Below are 17,435 nucleotides of genomic sequence, written 5' to 3' on the forward strand. Positions count from 1 at the left end.
CTGAATATTCTACACAAAAAAAAGAGAGCATGAATTCTCTCTTTTTTGTCTCTTTAAACTTTTACAATCCAGCCTTCTGGCGCTTCTTTGTCACCAAACTGTATGCCAACCAGTTCATCATATAGTTGCTTAGTCACTGGTCCAACTTCCGTTTCACTATAAAATACATGGAAATCTGTGCCGTTTTGAATCCCACCAATAGGAGAAATAATCGCCGCTGTGCCACAAGCACCCGCTTCGGAGAAGTCCGCTAATCGATCAATGTAAACGTCTCCTTCAAGCGCCGTCATCCCTAAACGTTCTTTTGCTAGCGTCAATAATGAATATTTAGTAATACTTGGTAAAATAGACGCTGATTTCGGCGTAATAAAAGTACCATCTTTGGTTATGCCAAAGAAATTGGCTGCACCAACTTCTTCAATTTTCGTATGCGTATACGGATCTAAATAAATGCAATCACTAAATTCTTTCTCATGTGCTTCTGCACCTGGTAAAAGACTAGCTGCGTAATTGCCCCCCACTTTAGCGGCCCCAGTTCCTCGACCCGCCGCTCGATCATAGTCAGAAACAATAAAGTTGGTTGGTGCTAAACCATTTTTAAAATACGAACCAACCGGCACGCAAAAAATAGAAAAAATGTATTCTTTGGCAGGTGCTACGCCAATATTATCGCCGACACCAATCATATAAGGGCGAAGATACAACGTACCGCCCGTTCCATATGGCGGTAAATAAGCAAGGTTGGCTTTCACCACTTCTTGACATGCAGAAACAAAGGTTTCTACTGGTACTTGTGGCATCAGTAGACGCGCACAACTTTTTTGTAACCGTTTGGCATTTTCATCTGGACGAAACAAATTGACAGAACCATCTGCACATTGATACGCTTTTAATCCTTCAAAACATTGTTGGCCATAATGTAGAGCAGGCGAACCTTCACTAATCGTTAACTGATTGTTATCTGTTAGCGTGCCTTCTTCCCACTTGCCATCTCGCCAATAACTAATATAACGAAAGGGCGTTTTAATGTAAGAAAATCCTAAATTATTCCAATCAAGATTGACTTTTTCCATTGTCGTAGCACCTCAATTATTTTGATTTTTTATCTTAATTAGTGTAATTGTACCCACCAAAAACTAGAAAAGCAAGCCTTATTCTCATTCTTAACTTTTGTTATTTTTTCTTACTTGTCCATTTCTCCCTCGCCAAAAAACCTTGATAACCGTTTCTTGAATTGCAACGGAATATCAAGGTTTCGAAAAATTATTCAGTATACTCTTTGGTTTCTTGTAACGTACCATCTTGCTTATAGATTTTCAGCTTTGTTTGCTTATTCCGAGCAATTTCTTGGGCTCGTTCAATCGCCTCTTGTTTGTGGGTAAATGTATTACTTGCTTTTTCAGCGCTGTCTGAAATCACCAACCATTGGCCGTCTTTATATTTAACGTTGACAGCCGCCATTAATAATTTCCCAGCATGTTTATCCTGTTTATGCGAATCTTGTTTCGTAGGATTTGCTTCTTGTTCGAAGGCCTTTTTGTCTGCTGCACTTGCCTCTTGATACCATTTCTCCGCTTGACTAATCGCAATTGGAATGGCGCGATCATCAGGGTAGCCATCCGCAAGCAACGCATTGCCAATATCTATCGCTTTTTTCCGAATCAAAGGTGCTAAATTTTTCATTGATGTAGGATAATCATTCATATTCCAAGGCATCAAAATCTCCTCCTTAAATTCTGTCTATTACTAGCTTACTACAGAAAAGGAACATTTGAAAAAGAAATGATTACTTTGAATATTTCCTGAACACTCTTGAGAGAATAAGCCTAATTTTCCGTTGGCTAAACTTCTCAATCTTTGAGTGTATGATTACTCATTTCCCTTTGAATCAGTTATGATAAAGGAAGAAATAAATAAATTTTTTGGAGGGATTTTCATGAAAATGTCTAAAGTACTCACCACTGTTTTGACGGCAACTGCTGCTCTTGTGCTGCTTAGTGCTTGTTCATCTGATAAAAAAACAGATAGTAGTTCTAGTAGCAAAGAAACAGCTAATTCAAGTACAGAAGTAGTCTCTGGTGCTTCAATTAGTGCCAAGCCTGAAGAGCTCGAAATGGCGTTAAGTGATAAAGGAAATTGGATTGTCGCAGCTACTGACAATGTCACTTTTGATAACGAGGTAACAGTTGCTGGTACTTTCCATGATAAGGGGAAAGATTCCAACGATGTCTATCGTAAATTAGCACTTTATTCCCAAGATGATAATAAAAAAGTAACTGCTGAATATGAAATCACGGTTCCTAAGCTAATCGTTTCTTCTGAAAATTTCAACATCGTTCACGGGACTGTCAAAGGTGATATTGAGGTGAAAGCAAATGGCTTTACTTTAAATGGTACCAAAGTTAATGGCAATATTACTTTTGATAAACAAGAATACAAAGATTCTGCTGACTTAGAAAAAGATGGTGCCACTGTTACTGGTGAAGTCACCGTAGCCAATAATTAAGTTATTACCAGACAATTTTAACTAGTAAAAAACCAATGACAAATGTTCAATCAAATTTGTCATTGGTTTTAGTTTGTAAACACAGTGCCAGCATTGGTAGATAATTACAAAATGAACTCACTCTTTGCCATAAGCCTAAATAATTAAATGGTTTTACCTGTTGCAACTGTGGAATCCTTGCTAAGCCATATAAGCCGGCTGCAAGCATACATAAAATAAACAAAAAGCAAAAAAGGTTTTTATTTTTTTGCGAACCGTATTTACTGTAGACAATGGTTAAGACGCCTGATAACAACAAAAAGCCTGTATAACCGACTGCTGATCCTCCGTTATGAAGCGCGGCAGCAACTGTGCCAGCGGTTGAAGTGTCTACGCTGAAGAGTCCACTGAAGATACAATCAAATAAACCATAAGCGCCAATCATTGCCACTACTAACCAAGCACCTTTTTTCGTTTTTCTGGAAAAAATAGCATATATCCTAGGTAAACTTGCTAACATCAACATTCCCGCAATGATAGTTAACCGATTAAAGTTTTCCCTAACTGGACTATTCACATCACCTAATAAACTAATTACTTCTGTCAATTGATTGTAACCTTGATCTTTGAATCCGACATAATAAGGTGTAAAAAAATCAAGTAAGACCCCTAAAACTAAAAAATAGCCGCCATATTTTTTTAAAAACTGCATCTATTCACCTCAATTTTGATTTTCTATTTACTTCAAGTATAGCATATCAAAAATTCCAAATAATGAAACTTTCTTTTCCACTAAAAAACTTTTCGTCAACGCGAGACGAAAAGTTTTACTTTAGGATTCAATAGAATCTACAATCTTATCATTTTCTTTTGATTCATTTAGCCACTCCGAGACAATAATTTTAATGATTGCAGCAACAGGAACTGCTAAAAACATCCCTAAGACGCCGAAGTACGCTCCCCCAATCGTAATTGAAACAATAATTAAAATCGGATTGACATTTAGGGCATCTCCCATAATTCGAGGACCAATAATATTGCCGTCAATTTGTTGTAAAATTAATAAAACTAGTAACACCGTAATGGCTTGAGTAACACCACCTGTGAAAAGCGTAATCACACCAGCAACAATTGACGCAAAAATCGAACCAAAATAAGGAATCATATTACAAATACCTAATAAAATCCCCAAAGTCACAGCAAATTTCACATTCAAAATACTTAACAAAATCGTTGATGAAACGCCAATTATACAGGCATCAAGAAATTGGCAGCTGATAAATTTATAGAAAATTTTATTCGTTGTATTTAACCAAGTTTGTGTTTGCTTGTACACTTTTTCAGACAGCAATTTGTGGGCGGCCTTTTCAACAAATGTCAAAATAGATTGCTTAAATACCAGCGCATATATTGAGATAATCAACGTCAAAAATGCATTTAAAAAGAATGAAGAAACATTTTTAGTCAACGTTCCTAATGAAAATAACGCTTGTGTCCATTGATTTAAAAAACGTTCCGGCGACAAATCTTTAAGGACACTATTTAAATATTTTTCAATCGCGGCTGTTTTTAAAATCCCTTTATCTTCTAAACTCATTACAAACTGAACCATGTGATCATAAAAAGTGGGTAAAGAGTTTGCTAAATCTACTAAATTACTAATGAGTAGCGGAACGATATAGTTTAATGTCAAGACAAAAATAAACAAAATAATCAGGTACAAAAGGAGTACGCTCAAGCCGTGTTTCGCTTTTTTTACGGCTGGTAAAGGAACTCTTTCTAGTAATCCCTCGATTTTTTTCTGACTTCCACTCAATAAATAAGCAATCACGAACCCAGTAATGAATGGGGATAAGATGCCTAATAAACCCGAAACACTATGGACAAAGTGCTGATAATTCGTGATTAATAAATAGCCAACAATCAGCGCCATTACAAATAAAAAGCGGACAACCCAGTAATTCCAATCAACATTGTATTTCTTCAATCACTTCACCTCTAAATAAATTATGCCTATCATTGTAATTGTAAACGATTTGTGGCAAAAGGCAAGTTTGTCCATTCGTTCTTGATGAAATACACAAAGAAGCCTGACACTTTAAAAAATGTGTCGGTTTATTCTGCAGTATAAAAATGAGGCACTAGACCTTGCTTCTTTTCATAAAAGAAGCAACTTGGGCTACAAGTACGTTTAACTTGTAGCCCAAGTTGCTTAGATAGACTAAATTTATTTTTTCGATTCCACTGTGACCGTAAAGTTATCCATAATGAAATCTTTATCGGCACCTGTTGTAAAAATACCAAACGTAGTGTTTCCTGAAGCATCCCCAATTATTTCTGCTTCATAATGCTTGGTTTGACCATCTGCTGCTGTCGAAGTCAACTCACCGACTGGCTTAAAGTCATTGTTATTTTTCAACTCCCCATTAATGGTCCCAGCAGTAAAGACATTTTCACCATCAGTTTGATAATCAAATTGGACCGTATATTTCTTGTTCGGTTCAAATTTAATATTTTGCGGAATTGTTTGAAGCATCAAACCTGCTCCTTGTTTATGGGCTTTCAAGGACCAGTTGCCTTCTAATACATCTGAAACAAGGTTTCCATTCCAACCATATTGTGTGTAAGGTTCATTTCTTTCTGATAAATGAATCCGTGGATCTTCTACACCACCAGCTGAGCCTTTAACAAACGGATATAACCCAACTGCTTGTGTGTCTTCAAAATCTTGCTTAATAACTGTTTGTTTGTCTGGGTTCATGATATCCGTTTGACGCTCAACAATTCGTAAATCATCAAATTTTGTAACGGAATTGCCTTTATCAACCGCTAACGTCACCGAGCCTTTTTTGGCATTATCTGGGATTTCAAAATCAATTCGCATATTTTGCATATACTGCGGATTTTTCCTGCTTGTATGGTTAATATCTGCCTGAATATAGTTTTGGGCAACCGAATTATTCACTGTCCGCGTATATTTTTTACCACCAATTTTAACAGTTACTGTGGCTTTGCGATCATGTGTTTCTGTGTTTAGATACAAACTATATTTTCCTGGTTTAGGAAGATTGATGTCTTGTTTGATTTCGGTTCTTTCTTTTTCTGAACTAAAGACATAATCACCGTTAGCATCTTTTTTAACCTCTCCATCACCTCGGAAAACTTTCCAGTTATTTTTCAAGGTATTGGCTTCATTAAATCCAGGATCTTTAAATGGTGTTCCTGTTCCAAATGTCATGGGTTCAATACTGTCAGGTTCAGCAATGACATACGGTGTATTAGCCTCGGCTTGGATGGTCACTTGGTTATTTGTAGTGGCAATTGCGCCTTTGTCAATACGCCCTTGATCTGTTAATTCATATAAATGTAAATTCGTTTTTCCTTGCATTTTCTTATCCAATGACCAAGTGCTGGTACCGCCTTTTGGATTCCAGTGATATAGTTTGTCTTGACCATTGACATTCCAAGGCAGTAGATACGCATCACCTTTTAGAACTTCTGTCTCATTTAACGTAATGCTTCTTGGCGAATTAGCATCTGCTTGAGTAACGGTCACTTTTTCAGCACCGTTCGCTAATTTAATCGTGCCATAGATTTGACCATCTTCTGCTGTTGTAGTTTCCCAGTTTGTAATTTGGTAATGTTGTAAGAACTTAGTTGGGACATTAATGGCAAAAGTTTTTTGGCGATAGGTATTAAAATTGGTTTTACCCACCCAACCTTCATAGGCTTCAAATTCAGCTCCACCTAACAAAGGGTTGTCGGAAATAATCCAAGTGTCTTTTTGATGATTCCGAATAAAGCGAACGATTGTACTGTTAAAGCCTTTCGTTGTTGTACCGCCGTAATCTTTTTCTGCAGACCAATGGTTCCAAACCGAGTCATACTCTAAAGCATTCGGAAATTCATTGGTTGTAAACCAACCGAGTGAATTAATTTCTTTACTTAGTTGACGACTTGCCCAACCTGATTCGCCTTGATTGCCCCAAACATCAACATAAATATAATCTAGATTCGGTGCTTTTTGTTTTAATTCTTTAAAGCGCTCATAGCGACGACCACTCAATGCATCGGGTCTTTGTTTAATAAAATAAGACGGATCTAACCAATCCCAGCCACGCTTCGTTGGATCAACTAATTCCTCATTAAATCCTTTTGCTTCTGGGTAAGACTCGGTGTCATTAATATGCACACCGAAAACGGCATTTAATTTATGGCCTTCATCAATTAATTGATTCAACGCTTGTTCCCCGCCAGGTCGCTGACCAATAGCACCGTAATCTGGATGCGCAGAATCATGTCCTTCATTTTGATACCCTTTTAGTAAATTCATTTGTCCTAATCCATCTGTTAAATTGTAAATGCGTTTTGATTCGTCTAACGTCACTAAGAATGGGTTTGTCGCCTGACTAGCAAAGTTAAAAGGAATCCGTTGGTTGACTAATTCAGGGACTTTTTCCGCGCCCATTGGATTATTCATAATTGAACGGAACCCAATTGCCGCATCTTGCCAATCCACTCGATTGTCGTCGTTGCTATCTTTTGAGAATTTAACTTTCACTTCTGGCGTTTCCCCAGTTGTATAATCTTCCGGTGCATCAAATGGTCGATAGGTCCATGCCCCACTTGACAAGGTTGTTACAAAACCAGTCGCCGCTTCTTTTGTTTGTTTATGGATTCGATTGTTGTCACTACCATCGACAGAGCCGTCTCCATAGGCGTTCGTCCAAAAACTTGCAGCATAATTCGCCGTATTTAAGAAACCATACATATATTTTTTCGTTTCTTCTTGGCTTGTTGTAGTTAAATCTTGGATAGTATCACCATTTTTATTTCCGTTATTTGCATTTGTCCCAGTATTCATCACAACGCCAGCAAAAGTCGCCCCTTCATCTGTACTATTGACAGAAATCAAGCCTTGATTTGGAATTGAAATTGTGTGTATTTTGGTTCCTTCTTCACGAATATCTGAGAGTTTCATAGCTAATTCTTGGCCTTCGGAAACAGTCAATGTCGTTGTGAAACGCAGGCCAATTTCTGGGACAGCTACGTTATAAACGGCTTGATTTGCTTCACTCTTTTGTTTTTCAGCAGTTGCTTTATATGCTTTGCCATCAATCATTACTTGGTCAATTTTCTCGTGTTGGCCATTAAAAATCACTTGATTACTCTGAGGGTCTTCGTAGCGAATAATTCGTGGAAATTGTGGGTCAACCACGGCTGTTAAATCTGCAGAAGAGATTTTGTCGCCTTTTTCAGCTTCATTGTCTTTAGCAACAACAATGCTGGCTTTTGCTTTGATGTTTGTATTTTCCAAAGTACCGTCGACTTCAAAAGTCCCTGGTTCTTTGTATGCAGCAGGATCGATTTCATCCCAACGGACTGCTTCATTGGCTTCTTTACCAGTATTATAGGTCACTTTTACTTGTTTCGGTAATTTTGGTGCGACACCAATTTTTGTAAAAACTTTGACTGGCGCAATTTGGGTCACTTCTGGCACAATTTCTGGAATGCTATCTACGGGGCCATTTTTAAAATAGTCATAATTGACAATTTTTTTGTCGTACCACAAACGGACACCCACATGTCCGGCTTCTGTTGGAATTTTGTCTCCGTTGGCCAAAACAGGTTCTCCTTCGTAAATCAACGTGGTGTTAAGCCAGATAGTAATTTTTTCACCAACATAACGTACTTTCAACAAATAATTCGTATCTTCATTTAACGTTGGCCCAGAAATTGAATCATTCCACGAATTAGGGCTTTCAACTAACCATTTGCCATTCGCGTTATAGCCTACAAAAACCCAGCTATCTTTGGTATTACCACGAATAATCACACCCGTTCGACCGTTTCCAGCAGTGTATTTAAACTTTGTTTCTACTTCACCATCAGCTAATTTAGGGGAATCTAAATTTAAAGATACGGCATTATTACCTGCTGCTGCATCTCGTGAAATCGCCAATGACTCTCCTGCTAATTCTCGATTTGTTTTACCAATCACATCTTGCCACTCACCAATTTTCCCTCCTGGAAAATCAGATTGCCACAATTTTTCTTCTGTTGCGGCAGGTTCCACCATTGATGAGCTTGTTTCAGTGCTGCTGTTTGTTGTTTCTTCTGCAGACGTACTTAATGGTACTAAAATCGTTGCGCTTGCCAATAGTGTCAATGTACTAAATCGTTTTATTTTTCCATGTTTCATCTGATAAATCAGCCCCCTAACATTTTTTGAACACGCTTTCATCATTAACAATTAAAGGGGCGTTCCAAAAATAAATTCTTTTATTTTTGGAACGTCCATCTCTAAATCATTCTCTTAAAAACTTTAATTACTTACGACAACAAGTCAGAATTATTCATCCTCATCATCTACTGCAACATTTAGCAGCAATTCGTTGACTTTCACAATACTTTCTGCTGATTCCTTAACATAGTCACCTTCAATCGCTAATAAATTTGCATTTACATAGCTGATAACCATCGGTAAATTCATCCCAGTATATAAGTCAAACGAAGCACCTTGCATAATTTTTTTGGATAAAATATTACAAGGTGTCCCCCCTAATAGATCAGCAAAGACAACAAAATCTTCTAACGATTCCGTAATCGCTTCAAATTTTTCTAAAAAGTCAGCTTCACCTTCTTCTGGTAATAAAGCAACAGTGGAAATTGTTTCTTGCGGTCCCATAATCATCTCCGCACTTTTTTTCAATTCCTCGCAAAAACGGCCATGACTTACTAAAACTAAATGTTCACTCATCGATTTTCTCCTGTCTTACTTATTTTGAAATAACACCTAACGCAGACAATGCGACACAGACAATTAATACGATAAAAATGGCTTTAGTAGACGTCATATTCTTTTTACCTAGCATCCAATAAACGCCACCGACAATTCCTGCAGGAAGTAGACGTGGTAAAATCATATCCAAGTTATTTTGCATGTTAAGTGTTACATCCCCAATACTTGGTGCCCATGATAGTTTGACATTAACCATCGTTGCCACTAAAGCGCCAACCATGAAGACCCCTAGTAAAGTTGCAGCATCTGTTAAGGCAGTTAAGCGGTGTTGCATAGTTGTTACCAAAGAAATTCCTTCGCGATACGCAAATTCCAATTGTTTCCAACGGAAGACCATCACGGCAATTTGAGCAACAATCCAGATAAAGATACCAGTTGGGTTACCATTAATCGCCATGTTGGCAGCTAGCGCCCCAAAAATAGTTGGAATTAAAGCGGCGAAAATTGAATCCCCAATTGCTGCAAACGGTCCCATTAAACCAGTTTTCAAACCTGAAACTGTTTGTTTTCCAGCAATGCCTTCTTTTTCTTCAATGGCCAAATCGATCCCTGTAATAATTGTATTAAAGAAGTTTGAAGTATTGAAAAATTGCGTGTGTGTTTTCATTACTTCTTTTAATTCAGGCGTATCATCCCCATAAATTTTACGCAATTGTGGTAAAATCGTATACAAGTAACCTGATCCTTGCATTCTTTCGTAGTTCCAACCTAATTGGAAAGTAAACAAGCTTCTGCGATTAATTTGTTTAAAATCTTCTTTCGTCAATTTATAATTAGATTTCGTCATCTTCAATCTCTCCTTCGTCTGAATCATTCGCTGCATGTTCTTTTTTGGCTGCTGGCCCACTCGGAATCATTTGGCCATTTTTGTAGCTAATTGCGGCTAAAGCGAAACCAATTAAAGCGACTGCTAACATTGGTAGTGCGTTAAATACACCACTGAAGTCTTTCACAACGCTCGCAACAGATGTTCCTAAAAGTTGCATGTTTGTAAAGATTGTTCCTAGTAAAGCAGTTACAGTGAAACCAAGAATTAAATAAGGGAAATGTTTTTTCACTGGTAAGTAACGTAGTAAAATTGCAAAACCGACCGCTGGTAAGACCGCCCCAGCAACAGACAAGCCATCACCTAACCATTTCAAATCGCCATTTAGGACAGATACAACTTTTTGTACTAAACCACCACCAAAAGCAAGTGCTAAGAAGACTGGAATCATTCGAGAAAGAGACCAAGGTAAGGCACCCATTAAGAAGTTACGTTCAATTCCTTTGTAGTTCATATCTTCGACCATTTTATCAATCCGATGTGCAAAGTAGGTATTCGCAAAACGAGCCAAAATGTCTAATTGAATCATTAAACTAGCAACTGGTACTGCAATAGCAGCGATTGCTTGTTCAGGGTTCATTCCTAAAGACACAGAAAATGCTGTGGCAAGAATCGTACCTGAGTTAGCATCAATTTTGGAGGCACCCCCGAAAGTCCCAACTCCTAATACAGTTAATTGCATACTTCCACCAATAATAAGTCCTGCTTTAATATCCCCCATCACTAATCCTGCAAAAAGACCTGCAAACACTGGCGCACTTAATGAAGAATAAATTTGTAATTCATCTAAAATTTGGTATCCTGCGTATAATGTTAATAATAAGATCTGCCACCATAAGATATTCATTTTTTGTTCCCTCCTATTTTGTTATCAAACTCATAAAGTCTTCCGCTTTGTCACTTGGCACCATTTGAGCAATCAGATGGACACCTTTAGCATTTAACTCTTTAAAAACCTCAATATCTTGATCGACCACATTGATTGACTTAGTAATCGACCGTGTTTCGTTTGTTTGAGACATGTTCCCAACATTGATTTCTTTAATCGGCACCCCAAGTTCTACTAGTTTTAATAAACGATCTGGTTTCCGTACCACAATTAGTAAACGTTGTGAGTCGTATTTTCCTGCTAAAATATTTTGAGCAGCTTTTTCAACTGGTAACACGCTTAGTTTCACGCCGGCTGGTGTTGCTAATTTCAAGCCACTTTTTTCAATGGCATTCCCTGCAACCTCATCATCAACGACCATAATTCTGGAAATATTCAATTTTGTCGCCCATAAATTTGCCACTTGTCCATGAATCAAACGTCCATCAATTCTTACGCCAATAATACTCATTGTAATCCCTCTTTCATTTCTTTATATAGTGGTTCTTTTACTAACTGAATTTCTGGTTGGTACGTTCCTTCCGTTTCAAAAATGACGATCTCATTTTGCCCTTCTTTTAATAATCCTTTAGGAATATATAAGGAAAGCGTCGGACCAACATTCCAGAAACGACCAAGATTGGTTTGGTTAACAAAAACAATTCCTTTGCCGAATTTAGAAACATCAATAAATGTATCTTTCACTTCTGCTAACTCCATATGATACTGGTAAAAGCTTGGTTGATCAGGTTGCCATTCTCTTGAATAGTCTACCTGTTCACAGCTTGTCATAGGTAAACAATATTGTTGCCATTGCGTCATAAAATGTAAATCTGCCATGACACCCGTTCGAATCCCTTTTTTCTGAGTATCTGCAAATAGTTTATGCCCGTAATTGACACGACCCATATTTTCCATTAAAACATCGATTTGATTATTCTCTTGCGGCAGTGTAACGTAAATATCTTCGCCGATTTCCGTTTGATATTGCGTTGCTTGATGTATCTGATTGACAAATAGTTGCAGACGATCACGACCGTCAATCACTCTTAGCTTCTCTTCTGCAGCATCTTTTTCAATGCTTGTTCGGTAAAGAAGATAGCCGGTATTTTGTCCTAATTGTTCCATGGTTTGCGGATAAACGCTGACCACTGGCTGACTAATCGTTTCTAAAGTCGCAAACAAACTCACTTTGTTGGTTAAAGGAATTGCTGTTTGCGCAAAAGATTCTTTTACTAATGGCTCAGCTTGTGGTAACGCAGGGTACTCTTCGTGAAGCATTTTTTGTAACGCAAAATACTTTTCGGTTGGGTTCCCTTGTTCATCAAGTGGCGCATCATAATCATAGGAAGTGATTTGTGGTAAATCAATGGTTCCTCGTGCGGAGCAGCCATTCATAAACCCAAAATTGGTGCCGCCATGAAACATATATAAGTTGATACTGCCTAATGCTAATGCTTCTCTAACTGATTCAGCCAATTCTTGCGGATCTCGTTTAATAATTGGCTCTTTCCAACGATTAAACCAGCCATCCCAAAATTCCATACACATTAACGGCCATTTTTTACCATGTTCTTCAAAAAAGGCTTGCATCATACCGAAATTTTCTTTGGCTTTTGAGCCAAAATTCCCAGTTACTAAAATATCATCTTCAATCATGCTGCCTGCCCGCAATGTTGCGCGCCATGGCCCGTCAGAAGTAAAAAATGGTGCTGTCACGCCACGTGCAATCATCAAATCGCGAATCGCCCGTAAATACGCTTTTTCTTCGCCAAATGAACCATATTCGTTTTCGATTTGAATCATTAAAATATTGCCACCGTTAGCAAGTTGATGCGGAACAATTTTTTCCATTAAAACATCATAATATTCCGCAACATGCTTCAGATAGGTTGGATTATTCGAACGCATCCGTCCTGGTTCATTTAATAGCCAAGCTGGAAAACCACCAAACTCCCATTCTGCACAAATATAAGGAGACGGCCGCACAATCGCATATAGTCCAAGTTCTTGTGCTAATTTTAAAAAGCGCTCCAAATCTAATATTCCCTCAAAATGAAATGTTCCTTTTTGCGGTTCATGTAAATTCCATGGCACATAGGTCTCAACTGTATTGAAGCCTAAAGCTTTCAAGTTATAAAGTGAATGATACCAATCTGAGGGATCTACACGAAAATAATGAATGGCGCCTGATAAAATTTTAAATGGTTGACCATTTAAAAGAAACTCCTCTTTAATTTCAAATCTGTCCACATTGCCACCCTTTCTAGTAAACGCTTTCAATTACTGGATAATTGCTAAATAAAGAAAGCTCTTTATTTAGCAATTTCAACTACTTGGATGTTCATAAGATGTTTCTTCACGTTCTCTACGTCTACATGCCCAGTCGTTCTTTCTTGGGCATTAGCCATTCCAGCCGCCATGCCCCATTTTAGCAGTTCGGCCGCTGGGGCATCCTTCGCTAGTCCATATGCAAGACCAGCAATGGTTGCATCTCCTGAACCAACAGGATTTTTAGCGTGAATCGTTGGAATTTTTACACGATAGAATTGATCGTGATGTTTGGCAATTGCACCATCTTTTCCTAAAGATACGACAATCCATTCAATTCCAGCAAACATCGGTTTTGTTAAAGATGTTTGTACAGCTGCTAATGGATTTTCTGAAAAATCTTGCTCTAGCAATCCTTCTAGTTCCTCTAAATTAGGTTTAATTAAATACGGTTTCCATGGTCCTTGAAGAACTTGCCTTAAACTATCACCAGAAGTATCTAGTAGCACTTTAACCTCTTGTGCTTGAGCTTTTTGAACTAATTCTTGATAAAAATTTGACGGTAATCCTTTCGCTAAACTACCAGAAATTGTGACAATTTCTGCTTGCTTAATTAATTGATCGAAATTTTCAAGGAAGTTACTGATTTCTTCTGGGGAAACAGTCGGTCCAGCTTCTAAAATTTCAGTTTGATTCCCCTCGTGCAAAATCGCAATCGAATCACGTGTTTCTTCTTTGATTGACGTAAATGCTTGGGGGATGTCTGCTTTCTTTAACTCGTTTGCAATAAACGCCCCATGAAAACCACCAAGAACGCCGGTAGCGATAACATCTCCACCTAAATCATGAATAACGCGAGTGACATTTAGTCCTTTGCCACCAGGGGTTTTGGTCACCTGACTGGTCCGATTAACGGTATCAAGCTTTAGATGATCTAATAGGTAGGAGATGTCAATTGACGGATTCATTGTTACTGTTACTATCACAGCTATGCCTCCCAATTACCCTTCGTTTACTTGAACTTTCGCATGCCAAGAGCTGGCGGTTGCTGCGATGACTTCATTTAAACTTTCAATGTTTTCTCGGCCTTCTGTTTTTAACCAATCACAAGCCGCAGTTTCTCCTGCTTCAACGAAAGGTTTCACGCCATTTTTCCACGTAGCACGGCCACATAAAACACCATTAAATGTTGAACCAGCTTCTTTAGCGAAACGTAGTGTTTCTTGGAATAGCTCTGTTGAGACACCGGCACTTAAAAAGATAAATGGTAAATCAGTGGCTTGACTTTGTTCTAAGAAATAATTCGCCGCTTCCTCTTTTGTATACGCTGTTTCAGCCGGCGCAAAACCTTCTACAAAATTCATATTAACTGGAACTTCCACTTTCAATACATCTACTTTATATTGGGGTTTAGAAAATTCTTTCATCATTTCATTCACTTTATGCGGTTTAACTTTTGCATATTCTAAAGAAGTCGCATCTGCTATTTGTGCATCGTAAGAAACTAATTCTAAGTAAAATGGTAGGTCTTCTTCTGCACATTCACTCCCTAAGCGTTCAATAAATACATGTTTTTGATGATTGATTTCTGGATCCTCATCCACATCATAGTATAGTAAAAATTTAATCGCATCTGCGCCTTCTTCTTTCAAGCGTAAAACAGACCAATCTGCTAGTAAATCAGGCAATCGTCCCGGAGTTGTTGCATCATAGCCCGTTTTTTCATAAGCGAGTAACAATCCAGCCTCGGTATCGCGTGCTTTTGCAGCAGGCAATCCATATTCTGGATCCAATAAAATGGCAGACGCATAAGGTGTCAATTCTTTCGAGACTAATTCTTTAAACGTTTCAATTTGTGCATCAGTTGGCTCTACATCTAGTGCTTTGATCATTTTTTTCAAGGCACCTCGTTGATCAATGGCCAACGCGCTAATGATTCCTTCTTGGGTTGACAAACGATCCATTGCCGCTTTTTTTCCAGCTGTTAACGTAAGCATAGTTCCTCCTCCAAATGTTGTATTATTTATAGTCATAAATCGTTACGCCTTTAACCACACGATTCACTGTACCTGTCGGTGAAGGGGTATCCGGTTTATTTCCAACTTTAATAGATGTTAAAAGTGCGACTGTTTGGGCTACCATAATATCTGCTAATGCTAAATAGCCATCAGGTAATAGAGCAGTTTCTGCGGAATATTCAATAGTTGAACCTGAGAAATTACGTTTGCCGGGTTGAGCAATCGCAAAAACACCCGCCGCAATTTCGTCACCGTGAACTTCTTCTAAGATATCCAAGTCATAATCTCTTGTGTATGGTGTATTATTAACAAAACCAAACATTATTGTTTTTTCATTAATAAATGATTTTGGTCCATGACGGAAGCCCATAGAAGAGTCAAAAATTGTGGCAACTTTGCCGGCTGTTAGTTCTAAGATTTTTAATTGCGCTTCTCTTGTCAAACCAGCTAAACTTCCAGAACCAACATAAACAATTCGTTCAAAATCAAGGTTAACAATTTCATTTAATTCTTCTTCACGGGATAGCACTTCTTCACCTAATTTAATTAGAGCGTTTACATAATCTTGTTTTTGCTCAAAAGCTGTTTGATCAAAGAGTAGTAATGTACCCAAAGTCATGCAAGAAAAGCTACCAGTCATCGCAAAACCACCATCATTGGAACGTGTTGGCATTAAGAATAAAAAGCTATTTTCTTCTTTTTGGCTTATTTGTGCCAGTTGTCCTTCTTCGGCACAAGTAATCGCTAAATGATGAATTGTTTCAACCACTTGATTAGCTACTTCAACTGCCGCTAAACTTTCAGGACTATTTCCACTTCTTGCAAACGAAACTAACAATGTTGGTTCGTCTTTAATCAGATAATCTTCTGGTTTGGCCACAATATCCGTTGTCCCAATACTTTCGAATGAAAAGGCTTGTGTGTCGCCGTGTGCTCGGAGATAAGGTACAACCGTATCACCGACATATTGCGAAGTCCCTGCTCCTGTAAAAATTACTCTTGTGCGTTTTCCTTGCGCTTTGGCTTGGACTTCTTTTAAAAAGTTTTCCAAAGCTGTTTGATTTTCATGATAAAGTGTCACGGTTTCTTGCCAAAGCTCAGGTTGCTGACGAATTTCACGTGTCGTGATTTCCGCTCCTAGTTGTTCTAGTTCTTCTTTTTCTGCTGTAAACATACTTAACTCTCCTAACTATTCCGAATATGGCGTATCTGATAATGAAATTGATCTGCTCGCGCCACACTCAACGTAAATTCAATAATTTCATTTTTCATGTTATATGTCTGGCGTGCTAAATGAAGGACTGGCGCTCCTTCTGGAATCATCAATAATTTGGCATCTTCTTTTGAAGCAATGCTAGCGTATAATTCTTCATCAGCTAAACGAACGGTTTGCTTAAAATCTTCCGAAAATAGATCATATAATGGTTTGCTACGTAGTAATTGATCCGTGAGTGATAAGAAAAATTTCACAGGCAAGTATGTGTCTTCAACCATTAATGGCTCGTTATCAGCAATCCGCAACCGACTTAATTTAAAAACTGCCTCTCCTAACGAAAGATTCAAATGCTGACAAATAAATTTATCCGCTTCCAATTTTTCGAAGGATAATATACGGGTATGTGGTTTTCGACCCAGCCCTTTCATTTGTTCTGTAAAACTATATGCGCCAGCTAAATCAGCGGCCTCTTTTTTTATATCTGAAACAAATGTTCCTTTGCCATGACGACGATAGATGGAACCTCTATTTTCTAGTTCTTGTAGCGCTAACCGGACCGTCGTCCGACTCACTCCATATTGTGCAGTCAATTCACGTTCAGAGGGCAACTTGTCATGAGGAATCATGCATGTTTCGATTCGTTCCTGCAGCAAATCAACAAGTTGATGATACAAAGCTTTGTTTTTAAAGGCATTTTCCATAACTTTCTCCTTTACCCTAACTGGTTATAACCACAAACCAATAGTACGGTGGTTTTTTTTATTTTGTCAATAAAAAGTATTAATAAATATCTTCATACCGCTATAACCTTGAAATGACAACGTTTACATTTTTTTATTTTTCTTTATTGTAATATTTTTTTCCTAAAGAAATCATTTTTTTATAAAAAACCATCCTTAAATATGATACCAGTTGCTGGCTTTATTTTAAATAGACAAAAAAGAGTATG

Annotated in this window: 15 protein-coding genes; 1 reads left to right on the top strand and 14 read right to left on the bottom strand. The window is 37.9% G+C overall.

All coding sequences use genetic code 11. The features are described 5' to 3' along the window. Positions 1 to 53 precede the first annotated feature (53 nt). Both IGL36_RS07550 and IGL36_RS07555 read right to left on the bottom strand, forming a co-directional pair. Positions 54 to 1,073, bottom strand: a complete 1,020-nt coding sequence (locus tag IGL36_RS07550) for a branched-chain amino acid aminotransferase (RefSeq protein WP_002398364.1) — start codon at positions 1,071 to 1,073, stop codon at positions 54 to 56. A 190-nt stretch (positions 1,074 to 1,263) separates the two neighbouring features. Continuing rightward, positions 1,264 to 1,716, bottom strand: coding sequence for a DUF2188 domain-containing protein (locus tag IGL36_RS07555; RefSeq protein ID WP_002398367.1), 453 nt, complete (start codon positions 1,714 to 1,716; stop codon positions 1,264 to 1,266). A 178-nt stretch (positions 1,717 to 1,894) separates the two neighbouring features. Here IGL36_RS07555 and IGL36_RS07560 point away from each other — a divergent pair, with 178 nt between their 5' ends. Further along, positions 1,895 to 2,506, top strand: coding sequence for a hypothetical protein (locus tag IGL36_RS07560; protein ID WP_002381806.1), 612 nt, complete (start codon positions 1,895 to 1,897; stop codon positions 2,504 to 2,506). Between the two features lie 46 nt (positions 2,507 to 2,552). On the opposite strand, the gene IGL36_RS07565 is transcribed toward IGL36_RS07560, so the two are convergent. From IGL36_RS07565 to IGL36_RS07620, 12 genes are all read right to left on the bottom strand, one after another. After that, positions 2,553 to 3,197, bottom strand: coding sequence for a DUF998 domain-containing protein (locus tag IGL36_RS07565; protein ID WP_002398369.1), 645 nt, complete (start codon positions 3,195 to 3,197; stop codon positions 2,553 to 2,555). Positions 3,198 to 3,317: 120 nt separating this feature from the next. After that, the gene (locus IGL36_RS07570; RefSeq protein WP_010717013.1) at positions 3,318 to 4,472 is read right to left on the bottom strand and encodes an AI-2E family transporter; all 1,155 of its coding nucleotides are present in this window, start codon (positions 4,470 to 4,472) and stop codon (positions 3,318 to 3,320) included. A gap of 240 nt (positions 4,473 to 4,712) precedes the next feature. Beyond that, complete coding sequence (locus IGL36_RS07575; RefSeq protein ID WP_010717014.1) at positions 4,713 to 8,687, bottom strand: endo-alpha-N-acetylgalactosaminidase family protein; 3,975 nt, start codon at positions 8,685 to 8,687, stop codon at positions 4,713 to 4,715. 150 nt (positions 8,688 to 8,837) lie between these two features. Next, on the bottom strand, positions 8,838 to 9,245 hold the full coding sequence (locus tag IGL36_RS07580; RefSeq protein WP_002365775.1) for a PTS sugar transporter subunit IIA: 408 nt from the start codon (positions 9,243 to 9,245) through the stop codon (positions 8,838 to 8,840). Between the two features lie 19 nt (positions 9,246 to 9,264). After that, positions 9,265 to 10,074 (bottom strand): PTS system mannose/fructose/sorbose family transporter subunit IID, encoded by an 810-nt coding sequence (locus IGL36_RS07585; protein WP_002357254.1) that lies wholly within the window; start codon positions 10,072 to 10,074, stop codon positions 9,265 to 9,267. Further along, positions 10,061 to 10,960: a PTS mannose/fructose/sorbose/N-acetylgalactosamine transporter subunit IIC gene (locus IGL36_RS07590; protein ID WP_002357253.1), complete on the bottom strand. Its 900-nt coding sequence runs from the start codon at positions 10,958 to 10,960 to the stop codon at positions 10,061 to 10,063. Before IGL36_RS07590 ends, IGL36_RS07585 begins: the two co-directional genes overlap by 14 nt. Before the next feature lie 13 nt (positions 10,961 to 10,973). Further along, entirely contained in the window at positions 10,974 to 11,453 is a 480-nt protein-coding gene (locus IGL36_RS07595; protein WP_002361968.1) for a PTS system mannose/fructose/N-acetylgalactosamine-transporter subunit IIB, read from the bottom strand. After that, a complete protein-coding gene (locus tag IGL36_RS07600; protein WP_002398372.1) occupies positions 11,450 to 13,264 on the bottom strand; it encodes a glycoside hydrolase family 35 protein in 1,815 nt (604 codons plus the stop codon). Before IGL36_RS07600 ends, IGL36_RS07595 begins: the two co-directional genes overlap by 4 nt. A gap of 32 nt (positions 13,265 to 13,296) precedes the next feature. Beyond that, complete coding sequence (locus IGL36_RS07605) at positions 13,297 to 14,238, bottom strand: hexose kinase (protein ID WP_010717016.1); 942 nt, start codon at positions 14,236 to 14,238, stop codon at positions 13,297 to 13,299. Positions 14,239 to 14,253: 15 nt separating this feature from the next. Beyond that, complete coding sequence (lacD, locus tag IGL36_RS07610; RefSeq protein ID WP_002357245.1) at positions 14,254 to 15,249, bottom strand: tagatose-bisphosphate aldolase; 996 nt, start codon at positions 15,247 to 15,249, stop codon at positions 14,254 to 14,256. Between the two features lie 22 nt (positions 15,250 to 15,271). Beyond that, positions 15,272 to 16,444, bottom strand: a complete 1,173-nt coding sequence (gene agaS / locus IGL36_RS07615) for an SIS domain-containing protein (RefSeq protein WP_002398374.1) — start codon at positions 16,442 to 16,444, stop codon at positions 15,272 to 15,274. Between the two features lie 11 nt (positions 16,445 to 16,455). Continuing rightward, positions 16,456 to 17,187 carry a GntR family transcriptional regulator gene (locus tag IGL36_RS07620; protein ID WP_002360115.1) on the bottom strand — a complete coding sequence of 244 codons (732 nt, stop codon included), beginning with the start codon at positions 17,185 to 17,187 and terminating at the stop codon, positions 16,456 to 16,458. Positions 17,188 to 17,435: the final 248 nt, after the last annotated feature.

This window comes from Enterococcus sp. AZ011 (genome assembly GCF_050548355.1).
Lineage (GTDB): Bacteria > Bacillota > Bacilli > Lactobacillales > Enterococcaceae > Enterococcus > Enterococcus faecalis.